At 40.6% G+C, this 15,524-nt stretch carries 12 protein-coding genes; 7 read left to right on the top strand and 5 right to left on the bottom strand.

The window, feature by feature from the left end; all coding sequences use genetic code 11:
• Window positions 1-145 precede the first annotated feature (145 nt).
• On the bottom strand, window positions 146-1,045 hold the full coding sequence (locus GQR53_RS14160; RefSeq protein ID WP_346774394.1) for a helix-turn-helix domain-containing protein: 900 nt from the start codon (window positions 1,043-1,045) through the stop codon (window positions 146-148).
• A 277-nt stretch (window positions 1,046-1,322) separates the two neighbouring features.
• Between GQR53_RS14160 and GQR53_RS14155 the strand changes: the two genes are divergently transcribed.
• The 3 genes from GQR53_RS14155 to eat are packed head-to-tail and all read left to right on the top strand — an operon-like array spanning window position 1,323 to window position 5,010.
• Window positions 1,323-2,663, top strand: coding sequence for an ethanolamine ammonia-lyase subunit EutB (locus GQR53_RS14155; protein ID WP_165744248.1), 1,341 nt, complete (start codon window positions 1,323-1,325; stop codon window positions 2,661-2,663).
• The gene (gene eutC, locus GQR53_RS14150) at window positions 2,660-3,547 is read left to right on the top strand and encodes an ethanolamine ammonia-lyase subunit EutC (RefSeq protein WP_165744247.1); all 888 of its coding nucleotides are present in this window, start codon (window positions 2,660-2,662) and stop codon (window positions 3,545-3,547) included. The genes GQR53_RS14155 and eutC overlap by 4 nt, the downstream gene beginning before the upstream one ends.
• A 59-nt stretch (window positions 3,548-3,606) precedes the next feature.
• A complete protein-coding gene (eat, locus tag GQR53_RS14145; RefSeq protein WP_165744246.1) occupies window positions 3,607-5,010 on the top strand; it encodes an ethanolamine permease in 1,404 nt (467 codons plus the stop codon).
• A 125-nt stretch (window positions 5,011-5,135) separates the two neighbouring features.
• Here eat and arfB read toward each other — a convergent pair whose 3' ends face one another.
• Window positions 5,136-5,549 (bottom strand): alternative ribosome rescue aminoacyl-tRNA hydrolase ArfB, encoded by a 414-nt coding sequence (arfB, locus tag GQR53_RS14140; protein ID WP_002959105.1) that lies wholly within the window; start codon window positions 5,547-5,549, stop codon window positions 5,136-5,138.
• Window positions 5,550-5,740: 191 nt separating this feature from the next.
• Between arfB and GQR53_RS14135 the strand changes: the two genes are divergently transcribed.
• Window positions 5,741-6,313 carry a short-chain dehydrogenase gene (locus GQR53_RS14135; protein WP_165744245.1) on the top strand — a complete coding sequence of 191 codons (573 nt, stop codon included), beginning with the start codon at window positions 5,741-5,743 and terminating at the stop codon, window positions 6,311-6,313.
• A gap of 102 nt (window positions 6,314-6,415) precedes the next feature.
• Here GQR53_RS14135 and katG read toward each other — a convergent pair whose 3' ends face one another.
• Window positions 6,416-8,596, bottom strand: coding sequence for a catalase/peroxidase HPI (katG, locus tag GQR53_RS14130; protein ID WP_165744244.1), 2,181 nt, complete (start codon window positions 8,594-8,596; stop codon window positions 6,416-6,418).
• Window positions 8,597-9,472: 876 nt separating this feature from the next.
• Between katG and GQR53_RS14125 the strand changes: the two genes are divergently transcribed.
• Window positions 9,473-10,363, top strand: a complete 891-nt coding sequence (locus tag GQR53_RS14125; RefSeq protein ID WP_002959108.1) for a tetratricopeptide repeat protein — start codon at window positions 9,473-9,475, stop codon at window positions 10,361-10,363.
• An 888-nt stretch (window positions 10,364-11,251) separates the two neighbouring features.
• On the opposite strand, the gene deoD is transcribed toward GQR53_RS14125, so the two are convergent.
• The gene (gene deoD, locus GQR53_RS14120) at window positions 11,252-11,956 is read right to left on the bottom strand and encodes a purine-nucleoside phosphorylase (RefSeq protein WP_024596283.1); all 705 of its coding nucleotides are present in this window, start codon (window positions 11,954-11,956) and stop codon (window positions 11,252-11,254) included.
• Entirely contained in the window at window positions 11,956-13,188 is a 1,233-nt protein-coding gene (locus tag GQR53_RS14115; protein ID WP_024596282.1) for a phosphopentomutase, read from the bottom strand. The genes deoD and GQR53_RS14115 overlap by 1 nt, the downstream gene beginning before the upstream one ends.
• Window positions 13,189-13,380: 192 nt before the next feature.
• Between GQR53_RS14115 and udk the strand changes: the two genes are divergently transcribed.
• Together udk and GQR53_RS14105 are read left to right on the top strand one after the other, a co-directional pair.
• Window positions 13,381-14,013 (top strand): uridine kinase, encoded by a 633-nt coding sequence (gene udk, locus GQR53_RS14110; RefSeq protein ID WP_024596281.1) that lies wholly within the window; start codon window positions 13,381-13,383, stop codon window positions 14,011-14,013.
• A gap of 17 nt (window positions 14,014-14,030) precedes the next feature.
• On the top strand, window positions 14,031-15,257 hold the full coding sequence (locus tag GQR53_RS14105; RefSeq protein ID WP_149592762.1) for a NupC/NupG family nucleoside CNT transporter: 1,227 nt from the start codon (window positions 14,031-14,033) through the stop codon (window positions 15,255-15,257).
• The last annotated feature ends 267 nt before the right edge of the window (window positions 15,258-15,524 follow it).

Raw genomic sequence — 15,524 nt, 5'->3', positions numbered from 1 at the left:
CTGCTCCTTGTTTTCTCCTTCACTTCTCGGTGGTGGTTAAGTTACTTGTTTACTAATGCATCCGACTAAATGCAAAAGCGGTGCTTTTAAACGCCAGCAAGCTGCACGTCTACAGGTGCTTATACTCAAGTTAGAAGTGTCATTTTTAACCTTTAAGACTATTATTTTTAACTGTTTGTGATGGGTTTTCACCAAATAGTTGCGTGTAATCTTTAGCAAATTGTCCCGCGTGCCAAAATCCCCAATTGGCTGCTATTACTGAAATGGGCTTATCTTGGTTTGGTTTTTTTAGTTCCCGCCTTACATTATTTAAGCGGGTTAAACGTAAAAACCGCAAAGGGTTAATTCCTAAAATACTCTCAAAGCTATACTGAAGTGTGCGCCTACTTACAAAGGAAAGCTCGCACAGCTCGGTTATTGTTATTGGGTTTTGTGGATTTGTGGCCACGTAATCTTTTACTTTATCTACTACGGCTTTTCGGTGTTTATAACTTGGCGCAATATTTTGCTGCGGATTGTCTGCTTGTAATAAGTGTAGTGCCAACATGTTTAGTATATCTTGTTGTGATTCGGTTCTAAGTCCAAAGCCCTTGCCTACAACCATGCTATTAATTATTTGTCTTGCCGTTTGCAAAGATGAGTTGCTCACCGATAAACGAGCTGATTGTGCAGATGCCAGGTTTTTCAATGTTACGCCTTGGAGCTGCGCCATATATTCAATTGAGTTCCAATCGATTACCAAACCATAAATATTAAACTGCTCAGGGGTTATCAGCTCAAAGTCGTTATCACTTGTACGGCACATAAATTGATTACTTGCCACACCTAAACCATTAATTTTACTTTGCTGTGACTGACAAGGAATGCCAAGCCAAACCGAATTAGGGGCTATATTACATTGCTGACGAAGCGCTCGCTCAGTGTATTCTTTAAACACATGAATATTGGCGTAATCCGTTTCTTCAATACAACCATAAAAGCTGCCGTCGCTCATTTGATCGTATTTTTGCTGCCATTGAGTAAGGCTATAGGCTTGCTCGTCTATATCGTGTGTTTACACCTTGCTCTTTAGTGGTGCGTTGTAGCTATTTTGCTGCGCCATATAGGGGATGCTCTTTTTCGTTACACTTTTATTATAGTTAAGTTAACACCGCTTTACGTATGTAACCAATTGAATTGGATTAATAAATAATCTTTTGCCGAAATTCGATAGTTACTTGGTACAAAATAAGCTGTCTTGTAACTATTCAATATTGATTTATAGCTAAAGATGCAGCAAAACCTATACCAAGGTTGATCATATTAGTTATGTGGAGTAAATCATGGGGCAAGCGTACAGTTACACTTTAGGTACACATACTTATAAATTTAAGAACTTAGCCCAGTTAATGGCTAAAGCTACACCTCAGCGTTCGGGTGATCGCTTAGCGGGCGTAATTGCACAATCAGCACAAGAACGTGCTGTGGCACAAATGACATTGGCGGATATTCCTCTTAAAACATTTTTAAATGAGGTACTTATTCCCTACGAAGATGACGAAATTACACGCTTAATTATTGACGATCACGGTGCAAATGCCTTTATGGCTATTGCACATTTAACCGTAGGCGATTTTCGTAATTGGCTTTTAAGTGACTTTGCAACACCTGCAGTACTTGCAAGTATAAGGCAAGGTATTACGCCGGAAATGGCTGCTGCTTTTAGAAATACTATTGGCCTCGCCGGGCATTTATCTACACGTTTACAACCAAATCACCCAACTGACGATATTAATGGTATTGCTGCATGTATGCTTGATGGGCTGCTATACGGTAATGGCGATGCAGTAATAGGTATAAACCCTGCAACCGATAACGTTGCCCAAGCCATTAAATTAATGACGTTAATGGATGATGTTATCCAAAAGTACGCCATACCGACGCAAAGCTGCGTGCTCACCCATGTTACTAACACCATTGAATGTATAGAAGCTGGTGCACCGGTTGATTTAGTATTTCAATCAATTGGTGGCACAGAGGCGACTAATTCAAGTTTTGGTTTTAATTTAAATACCTTAGCAGAAGCGCAAGATGCTGCTTTGAGTTTAAAGCGCGGCACTGTTGGCAATAATGTGATGTATTTTGAAACTGGGCAAGGCAGTTCGCTTTCTGCAAATGCGCATCATGGGCTTGATCAGCAAACGTGCGAAGCTCGTGCTTATGCCGTTGCTCGTAAGTTTAACCCGTTACTGGTAAATACCGTGGTGGGGTTTATTGGCCCTGAATATTTGTTTGATGGTAAAGAAATTACCCGAGCAGGACTTGAGGATCACTTTTGCGCTAAGTTATTGGGCATACCGATGGGGTGCGACGTGTGTTACACCAATCATGCAGAGGCTGATCAAAACGATATGGATAACTTGCTAACGCTATTAGGTGTTGCTGGTTGCTCGTATGTAATGGGAATACCTGGCTCTGACGATATTATGCTTAATTACCAAACTACGTCGTTTCATGATGCATTATATGTTCGCCGTGTACTTGGCTCTAGACCTGCCCCTGAGTTTGAAGCATGGCTAAGCAAAATGAAAATAATGCAAAGCACTACCGATATTACACTTTCAGATACCTTGCCTCCCGCTTTTGCTAAACCTCTGGGTGCAATTACTGGAGGCGGCTCATGAAATCACGTTTAAAACAGAGCACTCCTTTAGATGACTCAGTAAACGAGCTTAAAAATAACGGTAATGTAGTGCATAACCCTTGGAGTGATTTACGCCGTTTTACCGACGCCCGTATTGGGCTTGGGCGTGCGGGTATAAGTTTACCCACCTCAGAAATGCTGGCTTTTCAGCTATCTCATGCACAAGCGCGCGATGCGGTGAGTTTTCCGCTTGATATTAACGAAATGACTGAGCAACTAGGCAGTATTAGTGCTCTAAAAGAAGTTGCCCCTCCCCTGCATTTACACAGCCAAGCCGTTGACAGGGTTACTTACCTTCAGCGACCCGATTTAGGCCGCAAGCTTGATGAAAATGGTAGGCAAATACTTCTCAGCTATATGAATAAACAAAAGCACACTACGCAGGCTAAATACGATTTAGCGATTGTAGTGGTGGATGGACTCTCCTCGTTGGCGGTACAAAAAAATGCATACCCATTTATAACAGAGCTATTAACGCACCTTACAACAGACAAGCAATTTAAAATTGCCCCCATTACTTTGGTTGAACAAGGTCGAGTAGCAATTGGCGACGATATAGGTGAGCTGCTAAATGCGCAGGTGGTTATGGTGTTAATAGGAGAGCGCCCAGGACTTAGTTCGCCAGATAGCCTTGGCTTGTATTTAACATGGGAGCCTAAAACAGGACTTAACGATGCATGTCGTAATTGCATATCGAATATTCGCCCTGCTGGCCTACCTTATACAGAGGCGGCTAGGCGTGCGCTGTACTTATTACGTGAAGCTAAAAAACTAAAACTAACTGGGGTTAATTTAAAAGACCGTACACAAGACGATGTAATTGAGCATCAGGTTTCAACCACTAACTTTTTAATTGCTGAGTAATTTTAATTAAAAACACATGAAATAAAACAATAAAAACTAAACATCAACGGAGAAGGGTTATGTCTACTAACAATACAGAGTACCTTGCTAAAAGACAGTTAAAACGGGGTACTGCGGGGTGGTTATTACTCGCAGGTTTGGGTGTGTCGTATGTAATATCGGGTGACTTTGCAGGTTGGAACTTTGGCATCGCCGAAGCGGGTTGGGGTGGCTTTGCCATTGCTGCAGTATTAATGGCAGTTATGTATTTAGCGCTGGTATTGTCGCTTGCTGAAATGTCAGCTGCAATACCTGCAGCAGGCGGTGGTTATAGTTTTGCGCGCCAAGCTATGGGGCCAGCGGGAGGCTATTTAACTGGGCTTGCGGTATTAATTGAATACGCTTTAGCGCCCGCTGCTATTGTTATTTTTATAGGCTCTGCAGTTGAAGCCCTCACTGGGTTTAATGGACCATGGGTATATGCATTATTTTACTTACTATTTGTGGGAATTCATTTAGCAGGCGTAGGAGAAGCACTTAAAGTAATGATGGTAATAAGTGGTTTAGCAGTATTAGCTATTATTGCAACGGCTTTTGTTTTAATTACAAATTTTGATGCATCGCGCTTATTTGACGTCCCCGTAACCAATGCAGTGGGAGCCAGTGAGTTTTTACCTTTAGGGTGGTACGGGGTTTGGGCTGCATTACCGTTTGCCATGTGGTTATTTTTAGCGGTAGAAGGTGTACCGCTTGCTGCAGAAGAGGCAAAAGATCCCGCTAAAGATGTGCCAAAAGGCATTATTGGTGCAATGATCTTTTTGTTATTCACTGCTTTTTTAGTTGTTGTTTTAGTGCCTGGCGCTGGCGGTGCTGCTGCAATGGGCGCAAGTGCTGTACCTTTGGTTGATGCATTAAATGCATCGGGTAGTAAAGGCTTAGCAACTGTAGTAAATATATTGGGGCTTGCGGGTTTAGTTGCTTCGTTTTTTTCTATTATTTATGGTTATAGTCGCTTAGTGTTTGCTTTATCTAGAGCCGGATATTTATCGCGTTCGTTGTCGATTACGACTAATCGTAAAGTGCCAGCACGTGCGTTGATTGTACCTGCCGTATTTGGTTTTTTAGTATCACTAAGTGGCGAGGGTGATTTAATACTTGCAATGGCTGTAGTAGGTGCAACGGTATCGTATGCATTAATGGCGCTGAGCCATATTTTGCTCCGCGTTAAACAACCTGATTTACCTCGCCCGTATAAAACCCCTGGTGGTGTAGTAACTTCAAGTATTGCTTTAGTGCTTTCGCTTATAGCATTAACCGGAGTGTATGCGTTCGACCCTCGTGCATTTTTATACACTATGATGCTGTTTATTGTGGGCGCTGCATATTACTTTGGCTACAGCTCAAAACACTTAGTTGCTAAAAGCGCTGATGAAGAGTTTGCAATGTTGGCAGATGCAGAATCTGATTTAGAAATGGCTAAGTAAATATTAATAGTTATTATAAGTGAGGCTAGCCCTCACTTATATTTTTATAAAAGTAACACGGTGTAAAAATAGTACCTGGATGTAAACATCAAGCCCCTTCTCTACTTTATTAATACCATTTAAAGCTAAAACTTTATGCTGCCACGTAGCGCTTTGTTTTGCCCATGCTTGGTTTTTTTGTCCATGCGCTTTCGCTGTGAATTACGGCTGGGCTTGGTGGCTCGGCGCGCCTTATTAACTACCGTAGCACTAAGAATTAAATCCTTTAAACGCTTAAGGGCATCTTCCCTGTTTAGCTCTTGGGTACGATGGCTTTGCGCTTTAATAATTAAGACGCCGTCTTTGGTAATTCTTGTATCATTTAAGGCAAGTAAGCGTTCTTTGTAGAAGTCAGGTAATTTAGAGCGGTTAATGTCAAAACGTAAATGAATTGCACTTGCGACTTTATTAACATTTTGACCACCGGCACCTTGCGAACGAATAGCTGTGAGCTCTAGTTCCCATTCATCGATAGTGACAGTATTTGAAATTGTTAACATTGTGTTCAGCTCTATTTGTCAAAAATACATTATATCATCAGTACATTAGCTTGTGGTGAATCAACTAAATTCTTAGAACTTAAATAAATTCTCATAAATTGTACTATAAATCAGCCAATATTTTATTTTGTGTTGGCAAGTGTTGCTTATTAGTTTCTAATTGGCACTACTTTAATACTAGGAAATGCTCAATGAAAAAAATACTTGTATCACTTAGCTTATTAGCGATGAGTTTTTCAAGCCTTGCAGAAGATATTAACGAAGGTCAACTTCAAAGCTATATGAAAGCACTGCCAGCCGTAACTAGCTGGGCAAGCAGCCAAGAGTCGTTAAAAGACTTAGATTTAGCAAGTATGCTAGGTGGTTCTGCAGATCAAAATGTTGGCGAACAAAGCTCTTTAGCTAACAGCGCATTAAGCATGATTAAAGAACAAGACCTGTACAAAAGCTTTGCGAGTGTTACAAACCGTTACGGTTTTACGCCAGAGCAACTAGTAACTGTAGGTTCTGAAGTATCAATGGCTTATATCGAAAATCTTAAATCGGGCCTTTCGGCTGATAATCAAGAAACTGCTAATAAAGTAATGAGCGGTTTTCAAAGTATGAAAAGTGCTAAAGATAAAGGCGCTAGCTCATTAATGGGTTCGTTTGGTAAGTCATCAAGCGCAGCTGAGGAGTCTACAGAATCTTTAGTAAGCGAAAACAACCTTGAACTTGTGAGCGAATATATGCCACAACTACAAAAGCTTTTTGCACTTTTATAAGTTTTATTGCTTTAAAAAAGCGGGCTTGTCTAGCCGTGAAATTAAAACGCATAAAAAACGGGGGAGTATTTAATACTCCCCCGTTTTTATTTAGCGTACAGATTATTTAAGATCGAACCTGTCTGCGTTCATTACTTTTACCCATGCATTTACAAAGTCATGTACAAAACGTTCTTTATTATCGTCTTGTGCATAAAACTCACTTAGTGCACGTAAAATAGAGTTTGAACCAAACACTAAGTCTACGCGTGTGGCAGTCCATTTAATGGTGCCTGTTTTGCGTTCAACAATATTGTAAAGACCTGGCTCTAGTGGCTTCCAGTTGTTTGCCATGTCGGTTAAGTTTACAAAGAAGTCGGTAGATAGCGTGCCTACATTATCGGTAAGTACACCATGTTTAGTGCCTGCGTAGTTTGTACCTAGTACACGCATGCCGCCCACAAGTGCAGTCATTTCTGGTGCTGTTAAGCCCATTAACTGGCTACGCTCTAGTAATAACTCTTCAGCTGATACTGCGTAATCTTTTTTCAGCCAGTTTCTAAATCCATCGTGAATTGGTTCTAGTACATCAAACGATTCTGCATCAGTCATTTCGTCTGTTGCGTCTCCTCGTCCTGGTGCAAATGGTACTGTTACATTAACACCGGCTTGTTTTGCCGCTTGCTCTACAGCCGCTGTGCCACCTAAGACGATTAAATCGGCCAGGCTTACTGGCTTAGATAAACCCGCTTGTACTTTTTCAAGGGCACTAAGTACACTTGCTAAGCGCTCTGGTTCGTTACCTTGCCAATCTTTTTGTGGTGCTAGACGAATACGTGCGCCATTTGCGCCACCGCGTTTATCAGAACCACGATACGTACGCGCGCTATCCCATGCTGTATTTATTAAATCACTCGCGCTTACACCGCAATCAAGTAGCTGTGCTTTTAAGCTTGTGATTTCATCGTCTGATAATGTGTAATCAACGGCTGGAATAGGATCTTGCCAAATTAGGTCTTCGCTTGGTACATCTTTACCTAAGTAACATGCTTTAGGACCTAAATCGCGGTGAGTTAGCTTAAACCATGCGCGTGCAAATACATCAGAGAAGTATTCAAAGTCGTTATAAAAACGCTCAATAATTTTACGGTACGTAGGGTCCACTTTCATGGCCATATCGGCATCGGTCATCATTGGGTTTAAACGAATTGATGAATCTTCAACGTCTACTGGTTTGTCTTCTTCTTTAATATTTACAGGCTCCCACTGATGAGCGCCAGCTGGGCTTTTAGTGAGTTCCCATTCGTAATTTAAAAGTAAGTGGCAGTATCCGTTATCCCATGTTGTTGGGTGTGTGGTCCATGCGCCTTCAAGGCCTGAAGTTACAGTATGACGACCAAAGCCGCCTTCTTTGGTGCTGTTCCAACCTAAACCTTGCTCGTGTACATCAGCTGCTTCTGGCTCTGGGCCTAAATGCTCTGCTTTACCATTACCGTGAGTTTTACCTACTGTATGGCCGCCCACTGTTAATGCTGCTGTTTCTTCGTCATCCATTGCCATGCGAGCAAATGTTTCACGTACATGAGCCGCTGTTTTAAGAGGATCTGGTATACCATTAACACCTTCAGGATTAACGTAAATTAGGCCCATTTGTACTGCGGCTAATGGGTTTTCCATTGTGTCTGGTTTTTCTACATTGTCGTAGCGCTCATCACTTGGTGCTAACCATTCTTTTTCTGCACCCCAGTAAATATCTTTTTCTGGATGCCAAATGTCTTCACGGCCGCCCGCAAAACCATAAATTTTAAGACCCATTGATTCGTATGCCATATTACCAGCAAGAATAAATAAATCGGCCCATGAGAGTTTGTTACCGTATTTTTTCTTAAGTGGCCATAAAAGTCTGCGTGCTTTATCTAAGCTTGCGTTATCTGGCCATGAATTTAAAGGCGAGAAACGTTGGTTACCCGTACTTGCGCCACCACGACCATCAGATAAACGGTACGTACCCGCTGAGTGCCATGCCATACGAATCATTAAACCACCGTAATGACCCCAATCGGCAGGCCACCAATCTTGGCTGTCGGTCATAAAGGTTTTTAAGTCGGCTTTAACTTCGTCTAAATCTAGAGATTCAAATGCTTCTGCGTAGTTAAAATTAGTACCATATGGATTTGATTTAGTATCGTGTTGATGAAGAATGTCTAAGTTGAGTGTGTTTGGCCACCAATCGGTGTTTACTTTAGAAACAACTGAATTACTACCGTGCATAACAGGGCATTTACCCGCTGTTGGCTTGCTCATTGTGAAATCCTTAAAATAGAAAAGTAAAATACTTAATCAATCAGTATTATTGCTTATGTGTTTATAACTTTTAAAAAGTAACGGTTATTTTTATTTAATAGGCTTACTTTTTACTCAGCGTGCCTACCCAAGTGCTTACGTATCCTTAATATAGGCGTATAAATTATGCTAAGCCAGCCTCAACATACTATTTAAAACGATTGCTCCAATTTATATTTTTGATTGCCCTTACGTTAATGATGTATTTAACAATAGGCTTAAAGTCGCGTTTAAAATAATAGTAAAAAAGTCAGATGGCGCTCATATAAAGCATTACGCAAAATAAAAATTTAAATATCGGTGAATTAACCTTAATCTTTTTACTAGACCTGTGATCGAATTGAAAAATTTCGGCGTAATGGTATGTGAAGGGTTTGAAAGTGGCTTTAGTTTACTAAAGCGCACATTGGAATACCCCCCTTCACCATGAAATTGTAGTTAGATAGTTATAATGATAAAGGTGCATTACTTAAGCCCAATGCACCTTTCTTTATTTTTAACTAATTGAATTAAGTTAAGTAATTGTTCAGATAAATTCAGTTAGTATGAAGTTGTTCTCCTGTGAACCCTTACGACATATTGTTGTTTTAAGCAGTTTTTGCCAGCTCTCCTTGAGCTGGCTTTTTTTTTGCCTATTTTTACTCAAATTACCTGAGCATGGGTAATATGCTCACGCTTTACCCTATTATTGCTAAGCTCACTAGGCTAAAAAAAATTTACAACTATTGCTCCTATCTAAATTAGGTCAATTTTAATCCACAAAGAACAACACGCCCTAGTGCCATTAAGCCCTGCATGCTAAAGTTATTACAGTAATTAATTTAATTAGGCGTACCAATGCGTTATTACCTATCTGTACTTTTTGTTTGTTTAACTTTGTTTTCGGGCATAGTGAACTCTGCTGAAAAGCAACCAGCTTCACCTACAGCACAACAAGAGCAACAAGCTCTTCAACAACTCAAAGAGCCTATGTATAAGCCGCTAATGGAGCGTTACATATTAGATGAGCTAAAAGCAGTTAGGCAAGATCAGCAAAAGCTTCGTGAAGATGTAACTAAGCAGGTTACTCATGCGCAACTTGATACTGCAGATCGCGCATTAACGTACACTACAGATACCATTAATAATGTGTTTTTTATAATTACCGCTACGGCGTCGATTTTAGTTTTAGTGGGTTGGAACTCGTTGCGCGATGTTAAAAATAAAGTAGAAGATATTGTAAATACGCGTGTGAGTGTAATTACAGACGAGTATGAAGACCGATTAAAAATTCTTGAAGAAAAACTACGCGTTCGCTCAGAAGAAATACTCAGCAACCAAGAGCGCATATCGGTGACTAACGAAGTTCATTCGTTGTGGATGCGCGCAAACCTAGAAAGTGATTTTGCGAACAAAATTGAAATTTTTGATGAAATACTCAATCGCAAACCAGAAGATGTGGAAGCCATTGCTTATAAAGCCGATGCACTACTAGAAATTAATGAAACAGCACAAGCCATTGAGCTGTGTAACCAAGCAATTGATATAGACAGCGATTACGGTTATGCCTATTGGCAACGAGCCTGTGCTTATGCATTAACACATAAGCATGCTGATGCATTAGCCGATATTAAAATGGCACTTGAATACTCTCCAAACTTACGTAATGAATTATTACATGAGAGCGCTTTTGCAAGCCTGCATGACAACGACAGCTTTAATACGATAGTGGCTGGTGAAGTTGTTTAAGCACTCAGAATTTGGCCTGTTTGATTAGGCGCAACACCATAAAAAAGGGCCTTGGCCCTTTTTTTTGTTTTTAATGGTAAAGTTTGTTGTGTAATTAGAAGCTTAACTGCGCTCTACAAACTCAGCTCTAGCGTAGAGCTAAGATCAAAAATGATTAATTCACAAAGAGGTTTAGAGACGCTGCGCTTTTAGAGAAGAGCTTAGAAGTTAAAATAATAAAAACAATCAGAAACTGTGCTTCTAACATGAGCAACAAGTCATACTCTCTAAACTTGGTATAAACACAGCTATTCGCGCAGGTTACAAGCTTTTAAAGCAACGCTTGTACTTTTATAATGCCGAGTCAGCATTGGTTTTGCTCTTCTCATTTGCTCCTCCTTTTCTTCTCTGCGTGCATATTGTTTTTTAGGGCTGTCATACACAAATAGGTTTAGAGATGCTGCGCTTTTAGAGTAGTTAGCTTAAGTGCTTCTCGCGCGAGCAAGCTCTGCGCCTACGTGGAAAACTTACACTCAGCAGTTTAATTTACCTGTAGGCGCGCTGCTTGCAGGCGTTTAAAAACGTAGTTTTTAGGATGGTTGAATTAATACCAACCCGCAATAATACTTAATCATTTTTAGGGGCTAAACGTGTCGCTACCTGCGTTAAAAAATTCTCATTTAGAACAACTAAATAGCGAATTTTTTGCCCAGCTATCAACACGTTTTTCCATCCTCAAAATAGATCACTTAATTAAGCGAATTGGTATAAGTAATTAGAAGCTGCTACCCATTTTTTCAGGCATAAAAAAAGCCGCATAAAATGCGGCTTTGGAGGTTAGTCTCACTTCACTTTGGGCGTGTCTCCAAAACTTAGTGAATACGTTACCAAGGAACTGTTATATATTATTTAAGCTATTGACTCTAATGCAATTTTAACCATTTCGTTAAACGTGCTTTGACGCTCATCAGCAGGTGTTGCTTCACCGGTGATTACGTGGTCACTTACTGTAAATAATGCCATTGCGTTTGCGCCGTATTCAGCTGCAACGCCATATAAACCGGCTGTTTCCATATCTACTGCTAGCATGCCTAACTTGTCTAAGTCTTTATAGAACGAGTCGTCTGCTTGGTAGAAAGTGTCGGTTGTAAATACGTTACCTACTTTTGCTTCTATTCCTAGCTCTTTAGCGGCGTTTACACCGTTTAAAAGTAAGTCAAAGTTAGCAATAGCAGCAAAATCGTAGCCACGAACACGTGCACGGTTTACGTTTGAATCTGTGCTTGCACCTTGTGCAAAAATTACGTCACGGATTTTGATATCTGTGCCAATACCGCCACACGTACCAATACGTATAATATTTTTAACGCCAAAGCTTACAATTAGCTCACGTGCATAAATAGACATTGATGGAATGCCCATGCCTGAACCCATGATGCTTACTGGCTTACCTTTGTAAGTACCAGTGAAACCGTACATGTTACGAACACCTGTAACTTGTACTGCATCATCTAAAAAGTTTTCAGCAATATATTGCGCACGTAGCGGATCGCCTGGCATTAATACTGTTTCGGCGAAATCACCAACGTTTGCACTGATATGCGGAGTACTCATTAATTGTTTTCCTTTTTATTTGGCGTTGTTAGCTCATTTAAAAAGCTGTCGCCGTAATCAAGCGCAGATAAGTTAAACCACTGTGCCAGTGTTTGACCGATATCTGCAAAGCTGTTGCGTTCACCTAGTGGTGTGTTACTCATACCTGGTTTATATGCAATAACCGGTACGTATTCGCGAGTGTGCTCAGAACCTGGAAAGGTTGGGTCACAACCGTGATCTGCAGTGATCATTAATATATCATCTGCGTTTAACTGTTTTAGTATAGTTGGTAAATAGTCATCAAATTCTTTTAATGCTTTTGCATAACCTACTGGGTTACGGCGATGACCAAATTTTTCATCAAAATCAACTAGGTTAGTAAAGATTAAGCTATGATCTGGTGCGCTTTTCATTACTTCGCTGGTTTTTTCTAGCAAGTTCATAAGCCCAGGTGCTTTATGCTTTTGGGTTATGCCCTGATGCGCGTAAATATCTGAAATTTTACCAATACTAATTACTTCGCCGCCGTCTTTTGCTAACACATCTAGCAATGTTGGTGCTGGCGGAAGCACTGAATAGTCGCGACGATTACCTGTGCGGGCAAAGTCTTGGCTATTTGAACCCAAAAATGGCCGCGCAATCACTCGTCCTATATTCATTTCATCAAGTAGCGCCCGTGCGATTTCGCAAACTTGATAAAGCTTCTCTAGGCCGAATGACTCTTCATGCGCGGCTATTTGAAACACGCTATCAGCTGAGGTGTAACAGATTGGTTTACCTGTTTTTACGTGCTCTTCACCTAGCTGTTCTAAAATGGTTGTTCCCGATGCATGGCAGTTGCCTAAAATGCCAGGAATACCAGTACGAGCTATAAACTCGTCTATAAATTCTTGTGGGAAACTTGGCTGTGTTTTTGGGAAATATCCCCAATCAAATAACACAGGTACTCCTGCCATTTCCCAATGACCTGATGGCGTGTCTTTTCCGCTAGATAATTCTTTAGCGTAACCCCATGCTCCTTGAGAAGCTTGGCGGTCTGAAATTAAACACGGTTCTCCACCGGCAGCTTCACATGCATCCACTAACCCAAGTTTTGATAGGTTAGGAAGCGATAATGCAGCGCCTGTTTCGTCGTAATATGCTTTTAGTAAGTGAGCGAATGTATTAGCCCCAAGATCGCCGAATTTATCTGCATCTGGTGCTGCACCGATTCCTAGGCTATCTGCCATTAAGATAATTGCTCTTGCCATTTTGACCTCACTTTGATTCTAGGTGGTTACTTTATCCGCTGATCGATTTTTCCGTACAGGACAAAAGTCCTGTTTCATAAAACCTAAACATTATAAATTTGCATTCTTAAGCGAAGCAAAAGAGATTAATCGTGTCTTTTTTGCTATTGTGATCTACCAACAATATATCCTTCTGTGTGGGTGAGAACTTTAGTGACACGAACTACTATTATAGCTATTGCAGGCGCGTCTGCGTCGGGCAAATCTCTTTTTAGCCAAACTATATACAATGAATTGGTTAATGAGCTTGAACCAGGCGCTATCGCCATTATTGAAGAAGATGCTTACTACAAGGATCAGTCGCATTTACCGATGGCGCATCGTACGCAAACGAATTACGACCATCCTGATGCATTTGAACATGCGTTAATGCTTGAGCATTTAACACAGCTTCGTAGTGGAAATTCAGTTGAAGTACCAACGTATGATTATGCACAGCATACACGTAGCGAGAAAACTCGCCGAGTGCCTGCTGCTAAAATACTCATTGTTGAAGGTATTTTATTATTGAGTGACAAAGCGCTTAATAAAGAATTTGATATTAAGGTGTTTATAGATACGCCTTTAGATATTTGCTTAATGCGTCGTATGCAACGTGATATGGAGCAACGAGGCAGAACATTACAATCTGTTGTTGAGCAGTACCAAGCAACTGTTAGACCGATGTTTTATCAATTTATTGAGCCTTCTAAGCATAACGCAGATTTAGTTGTGACTCGAGGCGGTATGAACCGCGTTGCGATTGATATAATAAAAAGTAAGATAAAATATTTACTACAAGAATAACAACGGGAAACATTTGTATGACAACATTTATGAGCTTAGTGGGCATGTGTGTGCTACTAAGCATTGCCTTTGCGGCATCAACTAATCGCAAGGCAATTAATTTAAGAACCGTTGGTATAGCATTTGCGATGCAAGTAGTTATTGGCGGTTTTGTCCTGTTTTTTGAAGCAGGAAAAAATGTGTTAACGAGCATGTCAGCAGCCGTATCGTCGGTTATTGGTTATGCAAACGACGGTATTGGGTTTTTGTTTGGCCCACTTGCCTCACAAGACACATTAGGTTTTATTTTTGCGATTCAAGTTTTGCCCGTTATCGTGTTTTTCTCAGCACTTGTTGCTGTGTTGTATCACCTTGGCATTATGGATTGGATAATTAGGATTTTAGGCGGCGGTTTACAAAAATTATTGAAAACCTCTCGCACAGAATCGCTTTCAGCGACGGCAAATATTTTTGTTGGCCAAACTGAAGCACCGCTAATAGTTAAGCCATTTATAGCAACGATGACCAAATCGGAATTGTTTGCTGTGATGGTAGGTGGCTTAGCCACTGTGGCAGGCTCTGTAATGGCCGGTTACGTTATTATTGGCGTAGATCTTAAGTATTTAATAGCAGCGAGCTTTATGGCTGCTCCTGGTGGTTTTTTAATGGCAAAAATGATTGTGCCAGAAACTGAAACGCCTAAAGATAACTTAGCAGATCTAGATTTAAATGATGATGATAAACCAGTTAATGTAATTGATGCAGCTGCATCAGGTGCAGCAAACGGTATGCATTTAGCACTTAATGTAGGTGCAATGTTACTTGCTTTTGTAGCGCTAATTGCACTACTAAACGGTTTATTAGGTGGTATTGGCGGGTGGTTTGATTACCCAACATTAACGCTTCAAGAAATATTAGGCTATTTATTTGCTCCTGTTGCATGGTTACTCGGTGTACCGTGGGATGAAGCAATTATAGCCGGCAGCTTTATTGGTCAAAAGATAGTAGTAAACGAGTTTGTTGCTTACTTAGACTTTATAAATTATCGCGATACGTTAAGCGCGCACACACAAGCAATTGTTACTTTTGCTCTATGTGGCTTTGCTAACTTATCATCGATAGCCATTTTACTAGGTGGGTTAGGCGGTATGGCGCCTAGTCGGCGGAAGGATATCGCACGCTTAGGGCTCAGAGCAGTGTTAGCAGGATCTATGGCTAACCTTATGAGCGCAGCAATTGCTGGGTTTTTCCTCTCGCTAGCTTAGAAACTTATTGAGATGAACACCGGTGTTGCAAAACAAGAGGATAGCGCTTTAAGGGGTTAAAGCTCTATCTGACTTGAACGATACTTCACCAAGGGCCGCAAGGCCCTTTTATCGTTCTAAGCCTTCCATATTAATACACTCCACAACCTTCAAGCTATTTAACCTTATTTATGGTTATACATAACTTAAATAAACCAATATCTTAGTAACAAATTCACATCCTAGATTCAAATTGTAAGTGCATAACTTGTTTTGGCTAGATTAAGT

Origin of the sequence: Pseudoalteromonas sp. Z9A6 (assembly GCF_011378805.1) — a bacterium.
GTDB lineage: Bacteria > Pseudomonadota > Gammaproteobacteria > Enterobacterales > Alteromonadaceae > Pseudoalteromonas > Pseudoalteromonas distincta.
This window is presented reverse-complemented; position numbering and strand designations above follow the sequence as displayed.

What these genes read in the sequence shown, in the direction of transcription:
- eat (WP_165744246.1), top strand. Translation starts at nt 3,607, where the DNA reads ATGTCTACTAACAATACAGAGTACCTTGCTAAAAGACAGTTAAAACGG.
- deoD (WP_024596283.1), bottom strand. Translation starts at nt 11,956, where the DNA reads ATGAGTACTCCGCATATCAGTGCAAACGTTGGTGATTTCGCCGAAACA.
- arfB (WP_002959105.1), bottom strand. Translation starts at nt 5,549, where the DNA reads ATGTTAACAATTTCAAATACTGTCACTATCGATGAATGGGAACTAGAG.
- GQR53_RS14115 (WP_024596282.1), bottom strand. Translation starts at nt 13,188, where the DNA reads ATGGCAAGAGCAATTATCTTAATGGCAGATAGCCTAGGAATCGGTGCA.
- GQR53_RS14135 (WP_165744245.1), top strand. Translation starts at nt 5,741, where the DNA reads ATGAAAAAAATACTTGTATCACTTAGCTTATTAGCGATGAGTTTTTCA.
- katG (WP_165744244.1), bottom strand. Translation starts at nt 8,596, where the DNA reads ATGAGCAAGCCAACAGCGGGTAAATGCCCTGTTATGCACGGTAGTAAT.
- GQR53_RS14155 (WP_165744248.1), top strand. Translation starts at nt 1,323, where the DNA reads ATGGGGCAAGCGTACAGTTACACTTTAGGTACACATACTTATAAATTT.
- GQR53_RS14105 (WP_149592762.1), top strand. Translation starts at nt 14,031, where the DNA reads ATGACAACATTTATGAGCTTAGTGGGCATGTGTGTGCTACTAAGCATT.
- GQR53_RS14125 (WP_002959108.1), top strand. Translation starts at nt 9,473, where the DNA reads ATGCGTTATTACCTATCTGTACTTTTTGTTTGTTTAACTTTGTTTTCG.
- eutC (WP_165744247.1), top strand. Translation starts at nt 2,660, where the DNA reads ATGAAATCACGTTTAAAACAGAGCACTCCTTTAGATGACTCAGTAAAC.